The organism is Bradyrhizobium niftali, assembly GCF_004571025.1.
GTDB lineage: Bacteria > Pseudomonadota > Alphaproteobacteria > Rhizobiales > Xanthobacteraceae > Bradyrhizobium > Bradyrhizobium niftali.
The window spans coordinates 125,977-145,834 of sequence record NZ_SPQT01000014.1; the positions used below are offsets into that span (position 1 = coordinate 125,977).

Sequence of the window (19,858 nt, forward strand, 5' to 3'; positions counted from 1 at the left end):
GGGCGCATCCTAATCGGCCCTGCGCGCTCCGCAAAGATTCTAATATATTAGACTGCCGCTCGCGGCGTTCGCCTCCGTCCGCGCTAAGCTACCGCTCGCCCTGATAGGTGCGGTCCTCGTGTCGGGCAATGTTCGGATGAAGACCATGGACCAGCAGAAACTCGATCGCGCGATCGGTCGTCGCTTGAAGACCCTGAGGACGCAGGCGGGCATGACGTTGAACGAACTTGCAGCGCGCTCCGGCGTCAGCCGGGCCATGATCGGGCGGGTGGAGCGGGCGCAGAGCAGTGCGACGGCTTCGCTGCTCGGCAAGCTCTGCGCCGCGCTCGACGTGTCGCTCAGCGACGTGGTGGCGCTGGCCGAAAAGCCGCCGGAGCGCCTGGTGCGCCTTGCCGACCAGCCGCACTGGCGCGATCCCGAGAGCGGCTATCGAAGGCGGCACGCCTCGCCGACGGACGCAGCGAGCGGCCTCGAGATCATCGTCGTCGACCTGCCGGCCGGCGCGCGGGTGCCGTACAGCCCCTGGGGCCGCAATGCGTTTACCCAGCAGCTGCTGATGCTGGAGGGCGCGATCGCCGTGCACATCGACGCCAAGACGGTGCGCCTGCGCGAGGGCGATTGTCTCGATTTCGACGTGATGCGTGCGGTGACCTTCGAGAACGAGACCAGACAGGACGCGCGCTACGTCATCATCACGCGGCGCGGCACTTCTTATGGGAAAATGTGATGCCGATGATCGTGCGGGACGCCATGCTGGAGGATGCCGAAGATATTTTGGCCATCTACAACCATGCCGCAATCAACACCACGGCGGTCTGGACCGACGGCCCGGTTGATCTCGATTCGCGGCGCGCGTGGATCCGCGCGCGCCGGGAAGCCGGCTACCCCGTTCTGGTCGCGATGAAGGGCCGGGATGTGGTCGGCTTCGCGTCCTTCGGCGATTTCCGTCCCTGGCCCGGCTATCGCCACACGGTCGAGAATTCCGTCTATGTCGACGAGCGGCATCATCGCGCGGGCATCGGCCGCGGCCTGATGGTTGCCCTGATCGAGCGGGCCACGGCGTTGAACAAGCACACGATGGTCGCCGCAATCGAGGCCTCGAATTCCGCCTCGATTGCGCTGCACGCCTCGTTCGGCTTTGCCGAGGTTGGCCGCATGCCTGAGGTCGGCTGCAAGTTCGGCCGCTGGCTCGATATGGTCCTCATGCAGATGCGGCTTTCAAGCGGAGTGAGGCCGTGACGATGCAGATCCGGACCGGCGACACGTTCGATCCGCGCGTGATCGCGCTGCTCGACCATCATGTCACGGCAGCGCGGGCGCAGACCGCGCCGGGCAGCGCCCATGCGCTCGATCTGGTAGGCCTTCGCGCGAGCGACGTCGCGTTCTGGACCGGATGGGATGGCGAGACGCTGGTCGCCACCGGCGCGCTGAAGACACTTTCGGCCGCCCATGGCGAGGTGAAGTCGATGCATACGCTTCAGACCACGCGGCGGCGCGGCTTTGGCGGCCAGATGCTCCGCCACATCATCAGTGAAGCCCGCGCGCGACTTGACACGGCTCAGCCTCGAGACCGGCTCGTGGGACTATTTCAGGCCGGCTCACGCGCTGTACCGGGCGCACGGCTTCGTCCGCTGCGGCCCGTTCGAGGGCTATGTCGAGGATCCCAACAGCCTGTTCCTGACGCTGGATCTGAGCGGCAGCTGAGGCCGCCGACGAGGTGGGGCCCGGTGCAACCGGGGCTCGAAAAATCCGACACGCCCCTCAAAATGAGTTGCGTACCTCAAAACACATCTGCTAGCCTTCAGCCATGGCCCAAGAGAGCTACTCAGACACGCTCACTGCCACCGCGCTGACCCTGAAGGACATCGCGCGCGAGGCCGGCGTGAGCTTGGCGACCGTGGACCGGGTCCTGCATAATCGCCCGGGTGTGCGGCCGGACACGGTCCGGCGCGTCAAAGAGACCATCGAGCGCAACTCCTTCCAGCCGCATGTGGCCGCCGCAGAGCTCGCCCGCGGCCGCGCCCGCCGCTTTGCCTTCGTGATGCCGTCCGGACCGAACCCGTTCATGCAGCAGATCGAGGCCTATCTCGGCGAGATGTCGGCGTGGCTCTCGGCACGTCGCCTGAGTGTCGAGATGGTCGCAACCGACGTGTTCGATCCCTCCGTGCTCGCGGTTTCGCTGGAGACACTCTTCGGCGATTACGACGGCGTCGCCGTGGTGGCGCTGGATCATCCCGGCGTCCGCGCCGCGATCAACGATCTCGTCGACGCCGGCACCAAAGTGGTCACGCTGGTGTCGGACGTGCCGACGTCGCGGCGCCACCATTATGTCGGCATCGACAACATTGCCGCGGGGCGCACCGCCGGTGCGCTGGTCGGTCGGCTGGTCGGCGGCCGGTCCGGCAAGGTTGCCATCGTCGCCGGCTCGCAGGGCCTGCGCGATCACGCCGAGCGCATTTTCGGCTTCAACCAGGTGATGGCGTCGGAATTCCCTGGTCTCGCCGTGCTGCCGGTGCTGGAAGGGCGCGACGAGGACGAGCGTTCGGAGCAGCTGCTGGCCCGGCTGTTAGGCAGGCATTCTGACATTGTCGGCCTTTATAACGTCGGCGCCGGCACGCAAGGCGTCGCCAAAGCGTTGAGCGACGCCGGCCGCGACAAGCAGGTGGTGTTCGTCGGGCACGACGTCACGGCGCTGACGCGCCGGCTGCTGTTGCAGGGCGTGATGGATGCCGCGATCTCGCAGAACCCAGGACATGAGGCGCGCGCCGCCGTACGCGTGCTGCTTGCGCTCGCCCGCGGCGAGCCGATCTTGCGCGAACAGGAGAAGATCAGGATCGACATCGTGATGCGGGACAATCTGCCCTAGCGGCAGGCGATTTTCGAAATGGCCCGTGGCGGGGAAGGCGACGCAAGATCGCACGCTGCGAGGTGAATGGGAGGGATGGCGTGTATCTCGGAATGGACATCGGCACGTCCGGTGTGAAGGCGGTGCTCGTGAGCGAAGCCGGCGCGATTCTCGCGACGGCGGCGCGCGAGCTTGCGCTGTCGCATCCCGCGCCGCTGTGGTCCGAGCAGGATCCCGACGCCTGGGTCGACGCGGCGACCGGCGCGGTCGATGATCTCGCATCCCGCCATCCGCGTGAGGTCGCGCGGGTAGCCGGCATCGGACTATCCGGCCAGATGCATGGTGCGACGCTGCTGGGCGAGAACGGCCGCCCATTGCGCCCGGCGATCCTCTGGAACGACGGCCGCTCGCAGGCCGAATGCGCCGAGCTCGAGCGACGCTGTCCGTCACTGCACGCCATCGCCGGCAATCTCGCGATGCCCGGCTTCACCGCGCCAAAGCTGCTCTGGGTCGCGCGGCATGAGCCGGACATCTTCGAGCGCGTCGCAAAAGTGCTGCTGCCGAAGGCCTATGTCCGCTATCGCCTCACCGGCGAAATGGTCGAGGACATGTCGGATGCCGCCGGTACGCTGTGGCTCGACGTCGGCCAGCGCCGCTGGTCGGAGACTCTGCTGCAGGCCACCGGGCTCGATCTGCGCCACATGCCGCGCCTCGTCGAAGGCAGCGAAGTCAGTGCTGTGCTCGCGCCGGACCTGGCGCAGCGCTGGGGCATGGCGAAAGGTGTCGTGGTGGCCGGCGGCGCCGGCGACTGCGCGGCGAGCGCGATCGGGCTCGGCGCCATCGCACCCGGAGATGCGTTTCTGTCGCTGGGAACTTCAGGTGTGGTGTTCCGCGTCACCGATCGCTTTGCACCGGCGCCGGCTTCAGCCGTGCATGCCTTCTGTCACGCGCTGCCCGGGCTCTGGCACCAGATGGGCGTGATGCTGTCGGCGGCGGCCTCGCTCGCCTGGCTCTCCGGCGTGATGGAGACGCCGGCCGCAGCGCTGCTGGCGCCGCTCGGCGAGCGTGTCGATGGGCCGAGCCCGATCAAGTTCCTGCCTTATCTCGACGGCGAGCGCACGCCGCACAACGATGCCGCCGCCAGCGGCGCCTTCGTCGGTTTGCGCGGCGCGACCGGGCGCGGCGAGATCGTGCAGGCCGTGCTCGAAGGCGTCGCCTTCGCCGCGCGCGACAATCTGGCGGCACTGAGCGCGGCGAGCGCGCCGATCGTGGAAGTCGATCTGGTCGGCGGCGGCTCGCGCTCGCCGCTCTGGGCCCAGATCTGCGCCGACGTGCTCGGCATTTCCGTCCATCGCGTCGAGGAAGGCGAGGTGGGGGCCGCGCTCGGCGCCGCGCGGCTCGGGCGCCTTGCCGCCACCGGTGAAGATCCCGCCGAAGTTTGCACGCGCCCGCGCCGACTCGCGAGTTTCGCGCCCCGCGCATCCGTCACCGCCGCCTATGACGATGCCTATCGTCGCTGGCGCGCGCTTTATCCCGCGTTGAAGGAGTCCGCTTAAGTGAACGCGTCAGCCAAATTCTTCGAGGCAAGCACGCCTGTCGCCTTCGCCGGCCAGGATGCCGGACAGGCGCCCGCCTTCCGCTGGTACGACAAGGATCGCCTCGTCCATGGCCGCCGGCTCGAGGATCACCTGCGCTTTGCGGTCTGCTACTGGCACTCCTTCTGCTGGCCGGGCGGCGATCCCTTCGGCGGCGAGACGTTCATGCGGCCCTGGCATCACGGCACCGATGCGATGGCGCAGGCACGGGCCAAGGCCGACGTCGCCTTCGAGCTGTTCCGCCTGCTTGACGTGCCCTTCTTCACCTTCCACGACGTCGATGCGGCGCCCGAAGGTGCTTCGCTCGCGGAGTCCGTCGCCAACCTCAACGCGATCGCCGATCTGTTCGAAGCGAAGATGGCCTCCGCCAAAGTCCGGTTGCTGTGGGGAACCGCCAATCTGTTCACGCATCGCCGCTACATGGCGGGCGCCGCGACCAACCCGGACCCTGACATCTTCACCTATGCCGCCGGCCAGGTCCGTGCCGCGCTGGAGGTGACGCACCGGCTGGGTGGCCAGAACTATGTGCTGTGGGGCGGGCGCGAGGGCTACGAGACGCTGCTCAACACCGATCTCAAGCGCGAGCTCGACCAGCTCGGCCGCTTCGTCTCGCTGGTCGTCGAGCACAAGCACAAGATCGGCTTCAAGGGCCCGATCCTGATCGAGCCGAAGCCGAAGGAGCCGACCAAGCATCAATATGATTTCGACGTCGCCACCTGCTACGGCTTCCTCGCGCGCTACGATCTCCTCAAGGACGTCAAGCTCAACATCGAGCAGAACCACGCCATCCTCGCCGGCCATTCCTTCCATCACGAGGTCGCGCTCGCCGAGGCGCTCGGCGTGTTCGGCTCGCTCGACGTCAACCGTGGCGACGATCTGCTCGGCTGGGACACCGACCAGTTCGCGATGAACGTGCCGGAGCTTGCACTGGTGTTCCACGAGATCCTGAACCGCGGCGGCTTCACCTCCGGCGGGCTCAATTTCGACGCCAAGATCCGGCGTCAGTCGATCGACCCCGACGATCTGATCCACGCCCATGTCGGCTCGATGGACGCCTGCGCGCGCGCCCTCCTCGCCGCCGCCGACATGCTCGATGCGGGCGCCCTCTCCGCGCCGCTTACCAAGCGCTACGAAGGATGGGCGAGCCCCGAGGGCCGCGCCATTCTCGGCGGCCAGCGCTCGCTCGCCGATCTCGCCGATCGTGCGCTCGGCTCCGGCTTCGACCCGCAGCCGCGCTCGGGACGGCAGGAATATCTGGAATCCCTGGTCAACCGCTATGTCTGAGGAAGGCCCGCTGATGACAAATGCTGAAGCAGCGCCGGTGCTCCAACTCTCCGGCATCGGCAAGGAGTTCGGCGCGATTCGCGCGCTGCATGACGTCGACATGCAGGTCTTCCCTGGCGAGGTGGTCGGCCTGATGGGCGACAACGGCGCGGGCAAGTCGACGCTGGTCAAGATCATCGCCGGCAATTTCCGCCCCAGCCATGGCGAGATCCGCTTTGCCGGCAGCGCGGTCCATTTCAATCGGCCGATCGATGCCCGCACGGTCGGCATCGAGGTGGTCTATCAGGACCTTGCACTGGCCGACAATCTGACCGCGGCCGCCAACGTGTTTCTCGGCCGCGAGCTGAAGCGCAAGTTTGGCCCGCTTGCCTTGCTCGACCACAAGGCGATGGCGGCGCGTGCGCTGGAATTGTTCGGCGAGCTGCGATCGGAAACGCGGCCCTACGATCTCGTCAAGCAGATGTCGGGCGGCCAGCGCCAGGCGGTCGCGATCGCGCGGACGCGGCTCTCAAATGCGAGGCTGGTGATGATGGACGAGCCGACCGCTGCGATCTCGGTCCGCCAGGTCGAGCAGGTGCTGAGCCTGATTCACCGGCTGAAGGAGCAGGGCGTCGCGGTCATGTTGATCTCGCACCGCATGCCCGACGTGTTCGCGGTGTGCGACCGCGTGATCGTCATGCGCCGCGGCGAGAAGCGCGCCGACAAGGCGATCCATACGACGTCCCCCGAGGAAGTCACCGCCCTTATCACCGGCGCGAAGGAGGCGGCGTAATGGCCATGCAGTTGGAATCCCCGGTAAGCTTCTCGAATGTCGGCGAGATCAAATGGTGGCGGCGTGGCATCTTCGCCTCCCAGACCGGATACGTCCTGCTAGCGCTCCTGGTGCTGATGGTCGTGATGCATTTTGCCAGCCCCTATTTCTTCACCCAGGGCAATATGCAGAACGTGGCGAAGAACTTTTCCTTTATCGCCATTGCCACCCTGGGCGTCACCTTCGTCATCATTACCGGTGGTATCGATCTCTCAGTCGGCTCGCTGATGTGCTTCTCCGCCATGATCACATCGATGGTCATGTCGGGCCTCTCGACGCCAGGCATGCCCGGCGCGTCGCTGTTCGTGCACCTCGCGGCCGACGGCAAGACCGTGGTGGCGAATCTGCCGGGCCTGATCCTGGTCGTCTCGATCGTTGCGGGGCTCGCGGTCGCGTTTCTCGTCGGGCTCGTCAACGGCTTCTGCATCGCGGTGCTCGGGCTGTCGCCCTTCGTCACCACGCTTGGCATGCTCTCGATTGTGCGCGGCCTCGGTTATGTCGTCTCCAACGGCCGCGGCAGCTTTCCGGGCGGGCCGGACGCCGATTACTTCTATGCGCTCACCTCGGGCGACGTGCTTGGCGTGCCTGCGCCCTTCATCTATCTCGTGATCCTCGCGCTGACGATGGCGGTGGTGCTGCACCACACCTCGTTCGGCCGCCACGTCTTCGCACTCGGCGGCAACGAGAAGGCGGCTGAACTCACCGGCATCCCGGTGGTGCGTGTGAAGATCGAGGTCTATGTGATCTGCGCGCTCGCCGCAGGCCTCCAGGGCATCATCATCTCCGGCTGGCTCGGTTCGGCGCCGGCCAACATGGCCACCTCCTACGAGCTCAACGTGATAGCGGCCGCCGTGATCGGTGGCGCCAATCTGGCCGGCGGCATCGGCGGTCCGCTCGGTGCCATCGTCGGCTGTGTGTTGCTCGAAGTGATCCGTAACGGCCTCGTGCTCGCGCAGGTCAACTCCTATTGGCAGCAGACGCTGGTGGGCGTGATCATCATCCTTGCCGTGCTGGTCGACCGTATCCGCTCGCGCATGACTTAACGAGTTAATCCGGAAGGACAACGAAACATCGTCTATCCGCCTGCCGGACCATCGCATCACAAATGGATAGGCAACAAAGTGTGGAGGGAAAGTAATGAAGAAGCTTCTGTTGGCCGGCGTGACCATCGCGATGATGGCGACCCCGGCATTTGCCCAGACCTACAAGTTCGCCATCGTGCCCAAGGCGATGAACAATCCGTTCTTCGACGTGGCGCGCGACGGCTGCCTGAAGCGAGCCAAGGAACTCGGCAACGTTGAGTGCATCTACAAGGGACCGGTCGAACACGAGCCGGCGACGCAGGCGCAGATCATCCAGGACTTCGTCACGCAGAAGGTGGATGGGCTCGCGATCTCGGTTGCCGACGTCGCGGCCATGACCAAGTCGATCGAGGCAGCAACGGCGGCCGGCATTCCCGTCATCACCTTCGATGCGGACGCGCCGGGCTCCAAGCGCATCGCCTATATCGGCACCAACAACAAGGACTTCGGTCTGGCGCTCGGCAAGCAATTGGCCCAGCTCAAGCCCGAAGGCGGCAAGTATGCGATCGTATCCGGCGGTCCCGGCGCGAAGAACCTTGCCGAGCGTGTCGACGGCGTCCGTGAGTCGCTCAAGGGAACGAAGTGGGTCGAGGTCCAGGGCTCTCCGACCTTCTGCAACGACGATCCCGCGCTCGCGATCCAGCAGATGGCCGATTTGCGCACGGCGACGCCGGATCTCGGCGCCATCGTGCCGATCGGCGGCTGGCCGATGTTTGCACCCGAAGGTTACAAGGCCTTCGTCAACAAGAACAAGAAGGACATCGACGCCGGCAAGTTCACGCTCGTCGTCGCCGATACGCTGAAGATGCAGCTTGAGCTGCTGCGCGACGGCTACTCCAACGCCCTCACCGGCCAGCGCCCGTTCGAAATGGGCGAGAAGTCGATGGACACGCTGCTCGCCATCAAGAAGGGTGGGAAGGTGCCGGAGGTCATCTATACCGGCCTCGATCTCGTGACGAAGGACAACGTTGCGCAGATGCTGAAGTAGGAGCGCCACCAGCCCCGCGCTCCTGCGTGCCTCTCCCGCTTGCGGTTTCCGCAAGCGGGAGAGGTGATTTAGGCTACCGGAAGGAAATTGGGATGAAACGGTCGCGGCTCGGCCCCCTTGATGTCACGTCAATCGGCCTCGGCTCCGCCCCGCTCGGTGGATTGTTTGCACCGGTCAGCGATGCCGATGCGCAAGCGACGCTCGAACGGGGTTGGTCGGCCGGCATCCGCTTCTACGACACCGCGCCGCTCTACGGTTTTGGTCTCGCGGAACGTCGGCTCGGCGCATTCCTGCGGCAACAGCCGCGCGACTCCTACGTCATCTCGACCAAGGTCGGCCGCCTGCTGCGCGCGCCCGATGGCGCTGCCGGCGAGGACGATCACTACAAGAGCGGTCAGCGCGAGCGGCCGGTGTTCGACTTCTCTCATGACGGGGTGATGCGCTCGGTCGAGGAGAGCCTGCTGCGCCTCGGGCTCGACCGCGTCGATGTCCTGCTCGTGCATGATCCCGACGATCATTACGACGACGCCGTCGCCGGCGCCTTCCGCGCGCTCCAGCGCCTGCGCGCGGAGGGCACGGTCAAGGCGATCGGCGCCGGCATGAACCAGTCGGAGATGCTGGCCCGTTTTGCCGAAACCGTGCCGGTGGACTGCTTCCTGCTCGCCGGCCGCTACACGCTGCTCGACCAGGGCGCGCTGGATGCGCTGTTTCCTCTTTGTCAGGCCAAGAACATCGGCATCCTGCTCGGTGGCATCTACAACAGCGGCATTCTGGCCAACCCCCGCACCGGCGCGAAGTTCAACTATGAGGATGCCGACGCGGCGCTGGTCGCGAGGGCGCTCGAGCTCGACGCGCTCTGTCGCAAGCACGGGACCGAGCTGAAGGCCGCCGCGCTCCAGTTCTGCATGGCCCATCCGGCCGTGACGGTCGCCGTGCTGGGCGCGCGCAATGCCGCCGAGGTCGCCGACAACATCGCGATGTCGCAGGCGCCGGTGCCGCCGGCCTTCTGGCAGGAGTTGCGTGCGCGGAAACTCGTCGACGCGCGGGCGCCGCTGCCGGGTGGAGCGTGAGCCATGATCGTCGACGCCCACCAGCATTTCTGGGATCCGGCGCGTGCCGACTATCCCTGGATGGACGCGGCAGAACTCGCGCCGATCCGCCGGCCCTTCGGGCCCGCCGATCTCGCGCCACTTCTGAAAGCGAATGGCATCGATGCGAGCATCGTGGTGCAGTGCCGCTCCGCACTGGAGGAGACTGAGGAATTTTTGCGCATCGCGCATGCAACGCCCTTCGTCGTCGGCGTGGTCGGCTGGGTCGATCTGACCGATGCCGCGCTTGGTGACACGCTCGACCGGCTGCGCGCAGGGCCGGGCGGCGACAAGCTGGTCGGAATCCGCCACCAGGTCCATGACGAGGCCGATCCCGATTGGCTGCTCCGCGAGGACGTCCAGCGCGGGCTCACCGCATTGTTCGCCCGCGATCTCACTTACGATTTCCTCGTCCGCACCCGCGAATTGCCGGCGGCGATCGCAACCGCGCAGGCCTTTCCCAACGCGCGCTTCGTGCTCGACCATGCCGCCAAGCCGCCGATCGCTTCTGGCGGAAGCGCCGAATGGGCCGATCGCATCAAGGCGCTCGCCGCCTGCGGCAATGTCTGGTGCAAGATCTCCGGGCTCGCGACGGAGGCGAAGTGGAATGATTGGGATGCGGAGCGGCTGTTTCCGTTCGTCCAGCACGCCGCAAATTGCTTCGGTGAGGATCGCCTGATCTTCGGCTCCGACTGGCCGGTGTGCCTGCTTGCGGGCAGCTACGGCGAGATCAAGGGCGCGCTGGAGGCGTGTCTGGCGAAGCTAGGCTCCAGTGTGCGCGAGAAGGCGTTCGGCGTGAATGCGAAAGCTGCGTATCGGTTGACGGTTGCATGAGTGAAGCTCGTGCCGAACCAAAGGTGTCGTCCCGGCGCAGGCCGGGACCCATACCGCGTGATCTCTCGGGTTGCCCCAGGCAGCAGCACCGAACGACGAATCTTCGCCAAACCACGCCCTGGGGTTATGGGTCCCGGCCTGCGCCGGGACGACGACAGAGTTTGAGGGAACGCTCGCACCTCACGCGCCCGCGGGCACCTGGTCCAGAAATCCGGTGATGCTGCTGATGCGGCCGTCCTTCAGCACGGCGAAATCGGTGCCCTTGATCGGGCTGTCGACGCCGTCAGGGCCAAGGCCCCAGCTGAAGCGCAGTTGATCGCCGTAGCCGTTGGGCTCGCCGATCAGCTTGAACTTGAAATCGGGAAAGCGCTGTTGCACGCCCGCGATCAGCGCGTCGATGCCGTCCTGGCCGTCGCCCTTCATCAGCGGGTCGACATAGCTCGCATCCGCCGCCCAGTTCTCGCTGAGCAGTTCGCGCCGGCGGCTTGTCGTGCGCTCGTTCCAGAGCTCGATGTAGCGGCGGGCAATGGTGACGTGGTCGGTCATGGTACTCTCCTTCGGTGACGCCGTGTTCGGCTGCTCGTCACTATCGAAGGTTTGCGCGTGCTGATCGATTACCTCCAAGGTCATCGGCGTGCGCAAAAAAATGAAGCGCGATGATGGTCTCATCGCGCTCCATTGGCATGCGACTGGTTCGCGAAGATTACTTCGCCGCCGTCACCATGATCTCGACGGTGTATTGCGGCGCCGCCAGCTTGGCTTCGACGGTGGCGCGGGCCGGGGTGTTGCCGGGGGAGACCCAGGCGTCCCACACCGCGTTCATCTCGCCAAACGTCTTCATGTCGGTGATGTAGATCGTGGCCGAGAGCAGCTTCGACTTGTCGGTGCCGGCCTTGGCGAGATGGCCGTCGATCGTCGCCAGGATGTCCTGGGTCTGCTTCGTCACGCTTTCGCCGCCGGCCTTGTTGGCGACGACACCGGCGAGATAGACGGTGTTGCCGTGCACGACGACCTGGCTCATGCGCGGGCCGGCTTCAAAACGCTGAATGCTCATTTGGGATCTCCTGGTGGAATGGCGGCCCTGTCTAGCGCAGCCCCCCGCGCTCAGCCACCCCAGGCACGCATGCGTTGCCAGGCACGCATGCGTTGCCAGGCACGCATGCGTTGCCGGGCACGCATGCGCATTCCCTAAGGAAACTGACTGAAGAACGTCCAGATCGTCTCGGCGCCGTCGATGTCGCTGTTCTGTGGCCCGAGCAGGCTGGTTGCGACCTTGGGGAAGCGGGCGTCCGGAGCGAAGCCGGGCATGCGATGCCCGCCATGGTTGACGCGATAGAGCACGACGTCGTGCCCCCTGGGGCAGCGCGAGGCGATCCGCGTGACCGTGGACTGGTCCGCGGGCACCCTGTCGGGCATTTCGGTCACGGTGGCATCATCGGCCTCGCAGCCGTTGAGCTTGCGCCAGAATGCCAGCGTCTCCTCGGTCGACCAGAATCCGTCTGCGGCAAAATAGCCCGATCCGCGTCCGCCCTCGTAGGGCACCAGCGGGTCGGCCGTGCCGTTCATGATCAGCATCGGCAGCGGCCGCGACGGATGGCACGTGACCGCGGCTTCGTCGGTGAGGTTCATGATCACGCTCGCACCGGCCGTAAACAGATCGGCGCGCGCGCAGGCAAGCGTCATCGCCATGGCACCGCCATTGGAGATGCCGGCGACATAGACGCGGCCAGGGTCGGCCGTGCCGTTCGCCACCAGTTTCTCGACGAGCTTCGCGATGAAGGCGACGTCGTCGGTGCCCTCGGGCGGGCCACGGAGCGCTGGTCCCGCCTTCGTCCTCGCATCGGCCCAGGCATGGTTGAGCCCGTCCGGAAAGACCACCGCGAAACCTTCGCGCTTTGCGACCTGGGGCCACGCCGTCCGTGCAACCATGTCGGCGCCGCGCTGGGTCTTGCCATGCAGCACGACCACCAGCGGCACAAGTCGCTTCGCCGGCAGTTGCACGGTGTAGGACCGCATCACGCCGTTGACGTCGATGGTGTCGGCCGACGCCGCCGGGGCGGCGGCGAAGCCGGCGAGAAGCGCCCCGATATGCATCCACCGCCGCACGATCTACCCCACCGTCTTCGCCGCCGCGCGGCCCGCGTTGCGGCCCGAGAACAGGCAGCCGCCGAGGAAAGTGCCTTCGAGGGAGCGATAGCCGTGCACGCCGCCGCCGCCGAAGCCCGCTGCTTCGCCGACCGCGTAGAGGCCGGGAATGACGCTGCCCTCGCTGCCGAACACGCGCGAGTCGAGATCGGTCTCGAAGCCGCCGAGCGTCTTGCGGGTGAGGATGTTGAGCTTGACCGCGATCAGCGGTCCGTGTGCGGGATCGAGGATGCGGTGCGGGGAGGCGGTGCGGATCAGCTTGTCGCCGATATAGCGGCGCGCATTGTGGATGTTCATCACCTGCGCATCCTTGACGTAGGGATTGGCGATCTCGCGGTCGCGCGCCTCGATCTGCATCTTGATGTGCTCGAGCCTGAGGAGGTCACTGCCGGCGAGCTTGTTCATGGCCGCAACGAGATCGTCGATCTTGTCACGCACGATGAAGTCGACACCATGGCTTTTGAATGCTTCTACCGGCGCCGGCGCGCCCTTGTTGGTGGCGCGGCGCAGCGTCATGCGCCAGCTCTTGCCGGTGAGGTCAGGGTTCTGCTCCGAGCCCGACAGCGCGAACTCCTTCTTGATGATGCTCTGGGTCAGGATGAACCAGGAATAATCATAGCCCGTCGACATGATGTATTTGAGCTGGCCGAGCGTATCGGAGCCGGGGAACAGCGGCGCCGGCAGCCGCGTGCCCGTGGCGTCGAACCACATGGACGAGGGCCCCGGCAGGATGCGGATGCCGTGGCGTGGCCAGATCGGTGACCAGTTCTGGATGCCCTCGACATAATGCCACATGCGGTCGCGGTTGATCAGCCGCGCGCCCGCCTTCTCCGTGATGCCGATCATGCGGCCGTCGACATGTTCGGGCACGCCGGAGATCATGAATTTCGGCGGCTCGCCAAGTCGCTTGGGCCAGTTCTGCCGCACCAGCTCGTGATTGCCGCCGATGCCGCCGGAGGCGACGATCACGGCCTGCGCCTTCAGTGCAAACTCCCCGATGACATTGCGCGAGGAACTCTTGCCGCGCTCGACGTCGTCAGGCGCGAGAACGGCGCCGCCGACGCCATCCACCGTGCCATTGGTGATGGACAATGCGTCGACGCGGTGGCGGAATTTGAAGGTCAGGCGGCCGCTCTTCATCGCCTCGCGCGCGCGGCGCTCGAACGGCTCGACGATGCCGGGCCCGGTTCCCCAGGTGACGTGGAAGCGCGGCACCGAATTGCCGTGGCCCATCGCGTCATAGCCGCCGCGCTCGGCCCAGCCGACCACGGGGAATATGCGATGCCCCATCGCGCGCAGCCAGTCACGCTTCTTGCCGGCCGCGAACGCCACATAGGCCTCGGCCCATTTGCGCGGCCAGTGATCCTCGTCGCGGTCGAAGCCGGCGGTTCCAAGCCAGTCCTGCATCGCGAGCTCGAAGGAATCCTTGATGCCGAGCCGGCGCTGCTCCGGCGAATCGACCAGGAACAGCCCGCCGAACGACCAGAACGCCTGGCCACCGAGCGACTGCTCGCCTTCCTGGTCGACCACGATCACGCGCTTGCCGGCATCCGCGATCTCGGTTGCGGCCACGAGGCCGGATAGTCCGGCGCCGACAACGATGACGTCTGTCTGTTCAGCCATAAGTTCCCCCCTGTAGTTGCCCGGATTGAAGCCAGCGGTTGTTACTGAGATCAAGGGTGTGGCGCGTAAGACATCATTAACTTGTTCCACTTTGAGATAGAGCCCGGCCAAGTGCAGCGCGGACGCAACACTGGATTTGAATTTGTTTTGAGCGAGCCGGCCTGCCTAGACAAAACCTTGGTTACGACGGACGCTAGCCGTGCATCACCACCTGACGCGCAGATTCGAATTCGACTGGGGCGGGGGACAATGAAGTTTCTGACGGGGTTGCTGGCCGCGGTTGTGCTGATCGCTTGCATGGGGGCTTCTCACGCGGTGGTCCGGATCGCGGATGACCGCGGCGGCCGGATCGGAACCTACGTCGACAAATATCAGGACCTGCGGCAATCAGGCGAAACCGTCATCATCGACGGCCTCTGCGCCTCCGCCTGCACCATCGTCCTTGGCGCCATCCCGCGCGACCGCATCTGCGTGACCTCGAGCGCGACGCTGGGCTTCCACGCCGCCTGGGATTTCGGCGCCAATGGCCGCGCCGTCACCAATTCCGAAGCAACCCAGATGCTTTATGCGATGTACCCCTCGCAGGTGAGGCGCTGGATCAACCAGCGCGGCGGCCTGACCCCGCACATGCTTTTCCTGAGGGGCAAGCAGCTTCAGGCCATGTACAAGCCCTGCTACATGGACGCACAGGCCTCGACGATCAAGCCGACGCGCCGGTCTCTCCCGCAATCGGACGAGCTTGAGTCCGCCCGGGGCCAGCTCCTGCACTGACATCCTCGGCACGACGGGTTTGTTTCAGCCCGCCAGCGGCGCCTTGCCCGCAGGCGGGCTAAAGCTTATCTGAAAGCCTGGGAACCGGGGCCTTCGCCCCGATCATTGTCATGGCTCAACCAGTGCGCCCGGCCCATCCGCTACAGGACAATTCGTCCACTGCCGACCGGACGCCGTCCGTGCTGCTGTTGGCTGGCACAGGTGTCGGCGGTCTGGTCGTGATCGGCGCGCTGGCGCTGTGGTTCCACTACGGCACCCAGGTGTTCTTCGAAATGATCAGGACCGGCTTCATTGCCTGCTTCTGACCCCCGACAGGAAGTCGTCCGCCCATGAGCTCCGCCGCCCGCCCGCTGGTGATCGCGACCGCCTTCGCCGCAAGCCTTGTCGTCGGGCTGCTGATCATGTTCTGGGCCATGGGCGGGGTCAGCAAGGTGGCGCAGCCGGCTGCGATCGGCGGCCCGTTCCAGCTCACCGACCAGAACGGCAAGGCCGTCACCGACAAGAGCCTGAAGGGCAAGCCGACCCTGATCTTCTTCGGCTACACCCATTGCCCCGACGTCTGCCCGACCTCGCTGTTCGAGATCTCGGAAGTGCTGCGCGCGATGGGCAGGGACGCCGACAAGGTCAACGCCATCTTCATCTCGGTCGACCCCGAGCGGGACACGCCGGCGGCGATGAAGGACTATCTGTCGAGCTTCGATCCGCATCTCGAGGGCCTCAGCGGCGATCCCGCCGAGACCGCCAAGGTGATCACCTCCTACCGGGTCTATGCCAAGAAGGTCCCGACCAAGGACGGCGACTACACCATGGACCACACCGCGCTGATCTATCTGATGGACCGCGACGGCCGCTTCGTCTCGCCGTTCAACCTGAAACGGACGCCGGAAGAGGCCGCGGTCGAGCTGAAGCGGTATCTCTGATCTACCCTCCGCCAAAGACCGCCCGGCCTTCACCGTGCCTGCAATCGGCGCTCGCGTTCCCGGGCGGATGGTCTATAAGGCCTCCGATCCCAACGAAATTCGTTCATTTCCGGCCGATGGCTCCATCGCAACAGGCGAAATCGTCCAAATCTGCCCGTGGCTTGCTGACAGGGCTGGCCGTCGGCGCCTGCCTGTTCGCAGCCCTGCCCGGCGCGAAGGCGCAGGCCCCGGCCAAGCAGCCACCGGCGGCGCCTCAGGCCACCCCGCAGGTCGCGCCCCAGGCGGCCCCCCAGGCGGTGCCCGGCTTCTGGGACCCGCGGCGGCGTCCGGAGCGGCCGGACCTGTCGCGCCTGACCGTGATCCGTTTCTTGACCGAGACCGACTATCCGCCGTTCAACTACACCGGCGCCGACGGCAATCCGGCCGGCTTCAACGTCGATCTCGCCCGCGCGCTCTGCGAGGAGATCAAGGTCACCTGCACGGTGCAGATGCGCCGCTTCGAGACGCTGGTCGACGCGCTCACCTCGAACCGGGGCGATGCCATCATCGCCTCGATGGCGGTGAGCCCGCAGCTTCGTGCCCGCGTCGACTTCTCCGATCCCTATTACCGCGTGCCGGCGCGCTTCGCCTCGCGCAAGGATGCGGTGATGCCGGAGATCCGCCCGGAATATCTCGAGGGCAAGAAGGTGGGCGTGATCGGCGGCTCCGCGCATGAGGCCTATCTCAAGGCGATGTTCACCGACGCCGAGCTGCACCCCTATCCCAACGACGACGCGATGCGCGCCGCACTTCGCAAGGGCGAGGTCGACTTCATCTTCGGCGACGCCATCTCGCTCGCCTTCTGGATCAACGGCACGGATTCGGGCGATTGCTGCGCCTTCTCCGGCGGTCCCTTCGTCGAGAGCCGCTTCTTCGGCGAGGGCATCGGCATCGCCGTGCGCAAGGGCAACGACGTGCTGCGCCAGGCCCTGAACTGGGCCCTGTTCCGCGTCTGGGAAAAAGGCCGCTACACCGATCTGTGGCTGCGGTATTTTTCGGTGAGCCCGTTTTAGCTGCGTCGCTGCTCCCTCCGCCGTCATTGCGAGGAGCCCTTGCGACGAAGCAATCCAGACTGTTTCCGCAGTGACAGTCTGGATTGCTTCGCTTCCGCCTTCGCTCTTTGAGCTACGGCGGACAAGTCGCTCGCAATGACGGTGCGAGAGGCAATACCACCCACAAAATTGCATTCTGCCCGGAAATCGCTATTTTCCGCGGCCCGGAGGCCCCTGATGTCCGTTATCGATCTTGCCGCGAACCCGAGCGACCTGCGTGCGCTCGCCGAACAATCCAACGCCTGGCCGTTCGAGCAGGCGAAGGCCATTGTCGCGCGGCTGAAGAAAAGCCCGAAGGACGAGGTGCTGTTCGAGACCGGCTATGGGCCCTCGGGGCTGCCGCATATCGGCACGTTCGGCGAGGTCGCGCGCACCTCGATGGTGCGCCATGCCTTCCGCGTGCTGACCGAGGACAAGATCAAGACGCGCCTGCTCGCCTTCTCCGACGACATGGACGGGTTTCGGAAAGTGCCCGACAACGTGCCGAACAAGGATCTCTTGGCGCAATATCTGGGGCGGCCGCTCACGGCGGTGCCTGACCCGTTCTCGAACGAGCATCCGTCGTTCGGTGACGCCAACAATGCGCGCTTGCGCGCATTCCTGGATCATTTCGGTTTCGACTACGAGTTCGCAAGCTCGACCGTCTATTACAAGTCCGGCCGCTTCGACGCGACGTTGCTCAAGATGCTTGCCGCCTACGACAAGATCATGGACATCATCCTGCCGACGCTTGGGCCCGATCGCCGTGCGAGCTATTCGCCGTTCCTGCCGATCAGCAAGACGTCAGGCGTCGTCCTGCAAGTGCCGATGATCCGCCGCGACGTCGCCGCGGGCACGGTGACCTATGTCGATCCGGACAGCGGCGAAGAGGTCGAGACGCCCGTCACCGGCGGCAACGTCAAGTGCCAGTGGAAGGCCGACTGGGCGATGCGCTGGGTCGCGCTCGGCGTCGACTATGAGATGGCCGGCAAGGACCTGATCGATTCCGTGAAGCTGTCCGGCGCGATCGCCAGGGCGCTCGGCGCCACGCCGCCCGAGGGCTTCAACTACGAGCTCTTCCTCGACGAGAAGGGCCAGAAGATCTCGAAGTCGAAGGGCAACGGCCTCACCATCGACGAATGGCTGCGCTACGCTTCGCCGGAATCGCTGTCACTGTTCATGTACCGCGAGCCGAAGGCGGCGAAGCGGCTGTTTTTCGACGTCATCCCGCGCCAGGTCGACGACTATCAGCAATTCATTGATGGCTTTCCCAAGCAGGATGGCAAGCAGCAGCTTGGCAATCCGGTCTGGCACATCCATCACGGCAAGCCGCCACAGGGCGACATGCCCGTGACGTTCCAACTGCTGCTGACGCTGGTGTCGTCGTCGAATGCGGAGAACGCAGAGACCCTGTGGGGCTTCATCGGCCGCTATCGTCCCGGCGTGAGCCCGCAGACGCATCCGAAGCTCGACGCGATGGTCGGCTACGCCATCAACTATTACCGCGACTTCGTGGCGCCGACGAAGCAGTTCCGCGAGCCGACCGAGATCGAACGCGCGGCGCTCCAGGATCTGCGCGATGCGCTGTCGCAGTTGCCGCAGGATGCGTCGGCTGAGGACATCCAGAACGTCGTCTACGAGATCGGCCGCCGCGAGCCGTTCCTCGACCAGGTCAAGAAGGGCAAGGACGGCCGTCCGGGCGTCACGCTCGACTGGTTCAACATGCTCTACCAGGTGCTGCTCGGCCAGGAGAAGGGCCCGCGCTTCGGCTCCTTCGTCGCGGTGTACGGCGTGCAGAACGCGGTCAACATGATCGACGGCGCGCTGGCGCGGAGCGCGTAGCGCACCCTCGGTGTCATCGTCCGCGAAGGCGGACGATCCAGTATTCCAGAGGCTTTTGTTATAAGCCGAGAGGCCGCGGCGTATTGGCTTCCCCGCTTTCGCGGGGAATGACATTGCATAGTGCGGCGGGCTCGCAGAGTGACGCGCCGATCAGATCGAGCGCAGCACGTAGCGGCGGTTGTCCTTCTGCACCGGGCGCGCGTTCATCGGATAGAGCTTTGCGAAGGCGGCGACGTCGGCGGCCGCGACCTGGATCGGGGTGGCCAGCAGCAGCCATTCGACCACTTCCGAGCAGGGCGGTGTCGTCAGCGAACCGGGATAGCGGAAGTAGCTGAGCCTCGTTGGCAGCATGGCGTGGGGATCGATGCTCGCATCGGCTTTCACCGCGGGCCCTTCCGCCGCCGGCATGGTCTTGACGATCTTGCCAAAGGCCGCGTTCGGCTTGCCCTCGGCCATCAGCACGCCGACCACCGCGAGACCGCCGGCATCGTTGCGATGGACGAAATGCGCCTCCATCGGAAAATTCTTGCCGCCGATCATGTGCTCGCTCGGCCGGTGGAAGTGCACCTGGAGCAGCTTGTATTTGACGTCGCCGAGCGTGAGCGTGCTGCCTTCGGCGAAGTTGAGCTGGATCGTGTGCCCGTTGTTGACGATGGTGTCGGCGCTCATTCCCCAGTTCAGCTTCAACATCGGCAATTGCGACTTGATCGTCGCCTCGATGTCGATCGGCGATTGTTGCAGGCCGACCGCGCAGGCCTTGTTGGCCGCGTCGAGATCGCCCCATTTGGCGGGAGCACCGGCGCCTTCATAGCTCCAATGCACGCCTTCGGCGGCGAAGGCCGGCTTGCAGACCGGACAAAGCGCGAGGCCCGCGAGGGCCTTCAATGCGTGACGGCGATTCATCATATTCCCCCAAGATGAATTTGATTGGCGATGCGCGCGCAACCTAGGCGAGAGGCG

20 protein-coding genes and 1 pseudogene are annotated in these 19,858 nt (G+C 65.6%); 16 read left to right on the forward strand and 5 right to left on the reverse strand.

Annotated elements, in window-relative coordinates:
- Window positions 1-145 precede the first annotated feature (145 nt).
- From E4K65_RS23630 to E4K65_RS23680, 11 genes and pseudogenes are all read left to right on the forward strand, one after another.
- Entirely contained in the window at window positions 146-727 is a 582-nt protein-coding gene (locus E4K65_RS23630; RefSeq protein WP_167771074.1) for a helix-turn-helix domain-containing protein, read from the forward strand.
- Window positions 727-1,239 (forward strand): GNAT family N-acetyltransferase, encoded by a 513-nt coding sequence (locus E4K65_RS23635; protein WP_167771075.1) that lies wholly within the window; start codon window positions 727-729, stop codon window positions 1,237-1,239. The genes E4K65_RS23630 and E4K65_RS23635 overlap by 1 nt, the downstream gene beginning before the upstream one ends.
- Window positions 1,240-1,241: 2 nt before the next feature.
- Window positions 1,242-1,704 (forward strand): annotated as a pseudogene (locus tag E4K65_RS23640) (GNAT family N-acetyltransferase).
- Between the two features lie 103 nt (window positions 1,705-1,807).
- Window positions 1,808-2,866 carry a LacI family DNA-binding transcriptional regulator gene (locus E4K65_RS23645; RefSeq protein WP_135176197.1) on the forward strand — a complete coding sequence of 353 codons (1,059 nt, stop codon included), beginning with the start codon at window positions 1,808-1,810 and terminating at the stop codon, window positions 2,864-2,866.
- Window positions 2,867-2,946: 80 nt separating this feature from the next.
- Window positions 2,947-4,401: a xylulokinase gene (gene xylB, locus E4K65_RS23650; RefSeq protein WP_135176198.1), complete on the forward strand. Its 1,455-nt coding sequence runs from the start codon at window positions 2,947-2,949 to the stop codon at window positions 4,399-4,401.
- The gene (gene xylA, locus E4K65_RS23655) at window positions 4,402-5,724 is read left to right on the forward strand and encodes a xylose isomerase (protein ID WP_135176199.1); all 1,323 of its coding nucleotides are present in this window, start codon (window positions 4,402-4,404) and stop codon (window positions 5,722-5,724) included.
- Between the two features lie 13 nt (window positions 5,725-5,737).
- Window positions 5,738-6,496 carry an ATP-binding cassette domain-containing protein gene (locus E4K65_RS23660; protein ID WP_135176200.1) on the forward strand — a complete coding sequence of 253 codons (759 nt, stop codon included), beginning with the start codon at window positions 5,738-5,740 and terminating at the stop codon, window positions 6,494-6,496.
- Window positions 6,496-7,578 carry an ABC transporter permease gene (locus E4K65_RS23665; protein WP_027542337.1) on the forward strand — a complete coding sequence of 361 codons (1,083 nt, stop codon included), beginning with the start codon at window positions 6,496-6,498 and terminating at the stop codon, window positions 7,576-7,578. The genes E4K65_RS23660 and E4K65_RS23665 overlap by 1 nt, the downstream gene beginning before the upstream one ends.
- A 94-nt stretch (window positions 7,579-7,672) precedes the next feature.
- Window positions 7,673-8,605, forward strand: coding sequence for a sugar-binding protein (locus E4K65_RS23670; RefSeq protein ID WP_135176201.1), 933 nt, complete (start codon window positions 7,673-7,675; stop codon window positions 8,603-8,605).
- 92 nt (window positions 8,606-8,697) lie between these two features.
- Window positions 8,698-9,675 carry an aldo/keto reductase gene (locus E4K65_RS23675; RefSeq protein WP_135176202.1) on the forward strand — a complete coding sequence of 326 codons (978 nt, stop codon included), beginning with the start codon at window positions 8,698-8,700 and terminating at the stop codon, window positions 9,673-9,675.
- 3 nt (window positions 9,676-9,678) lie between these two features.
- Window positions 9,679-10,527 (forward strand): amidohydrolase family protein, encoded by an 849-nt coding sequence (locus E4K65_RS23680; protein ID WP_135176203.1) that lies wholly within the window; start codon window positions 9,679-9,681, stop codon window positions 10,525-10,527.
- A gap of 180 nt (window positions 10,528-10,707) precedes the next feature.
- On the opposite strand, the gene E4K65_RS23690 is transcribed toward E4K65_RS23680, so the two are convergent.
- The 4 genes from E4K65_RS23690 to E4K65_RS23705 form a co-directional block, all read right to left on the reverse strand.
- Window positions 10,708-11,073, reverse strand: a complete 366-nt coding sequence (locus E4K65_RS23690) for a nuclear transport factor 2 family protein (protein ID WP_167771076.1) — start codon at window positions 11,071-11,073, stop codon at window positions 10,708-10,710.
- A 157-nt stretch (window positions 11,074-11,230) separates the two neighbouring features.
- Window positions 11,231-11,581: a RidA family protein gene (locus tag E4K65_RS23695; protein WP_135176206.1), complete on the reverse strand. Its 351-nt coding sequence runs from the start codon at window positions 11,579-11,581 to the stop codon at window positions 11,231-11,233.
- Between the two features lie 134 nt (window positions 11,582-11,715).
- Window positions 11,716-12,633, reverse strand: coding sequence for a CE1 family esterase (locus E4K65_RS23700; protein ID WP_135176207.1), 918 nt, complete (start codon window positions 12,631-12,633; stop codon window positions 11,716-11,718).
- Between the two features lie 3 nt (window positions 12,634-12,636).
- Window positions 12,637-14,295, reverse strand: coding sequence for an FAD-binding dehydrogenase (locus tag E4K65_RS23705; RefSeq protein WP_135176208.1), 1,659 nt, complete (start codon window positions 14,293-14,295; stop codon window positions 12,637-12,639).
- Between the two features lie 249 nt (window positions 14,296-14,544).
- Between E4K65_RS23705 and E4K65_RS23710 the strand changes: the two genes are divergently transcribed.
- From E4K65_RS23710 to E4K65_RS23730, 5 genes are all read left to right on the forward strand, one after another.
- Window positions 14,545-15,066 (forward strand): hypothetical protein, encoded by a 522-nt coding sequence (locus tag E4K65_RS23710; protein ID WP_027542345.1) that lies wholly within the window; start codon window positions 14,545-14,547, stop codon window positions 15,064-15,066.
- A gap of 110 nt (window positions 15,067-15,176) precedes the next feature.
- Window positions 15,177-15,371, forward strand: coding sequence for a hypothetical protein (locus E4K65_RS23715; protein WP_135176209.1), 195 nt, complete (start codon window positions 15,177-15,179; stop codon window positions 15,369-15,371).
- A 24-nt stretch (window positions 15,372-15,395) separates the two neighbouring features.
- Window positions 15,396-15,986: an SCO family protein gene (locus E4K65_RS23720; protein ID WP_135176210.1), complete on the forward strand. Its 591-nt coding sequence runs from the start codon at window positions 15,396-15,398 to the stop codon at window positions 15,984-15,986.
- A 116-nt stretch (window positions 15,987-16,102) separates the two neighbouring features.
- Window positions 16,103-17,038 carry an ABC transporter substrate-binding protein gene (locus tag E4K65_RS23725; protein ID WP_135176211.1) on the forward strand — a complete coding sequence of 312 codons (936 nt, stop codon included), beginning with the start codon at window positions 16,103-16,105 and terminating at the stop codon, window positions 17,036-17,038.
- A gap of 216 nt (window positions 17,039-17,254) precedes the next feature.
- Window positions 17,255-18,898 carry a lysine--tRNA ligase gene (locus tag E4K65_RS23730; RefSeq protein ID WP_135176212.1) on the forward strand — a complete coding sequence of 548 codons (1,644 nt, stop codon included), beginning with the start codon at window positions 17,255-17,257 and terminating at the stop codon, window positions 18,896-18,898.
- Between the two features lie 150 nt (window positions 18,899-19,048).
- Here the strand turns inward: E4K65_RS23730 and E4K65_RS23735 are convergent, their stop codons facing one another.
- Entirely contained in the window at window positions 19,049-19,801 is a 753-nt protein-coding gene (locus tag E4K65_RS23735; protein WP_167771077.1) for a carbonic anhydrase, read from the reverse strand.
- Between the last annotated feature and the right edge of the window lie 57 nt (window positions 19,802-19,858).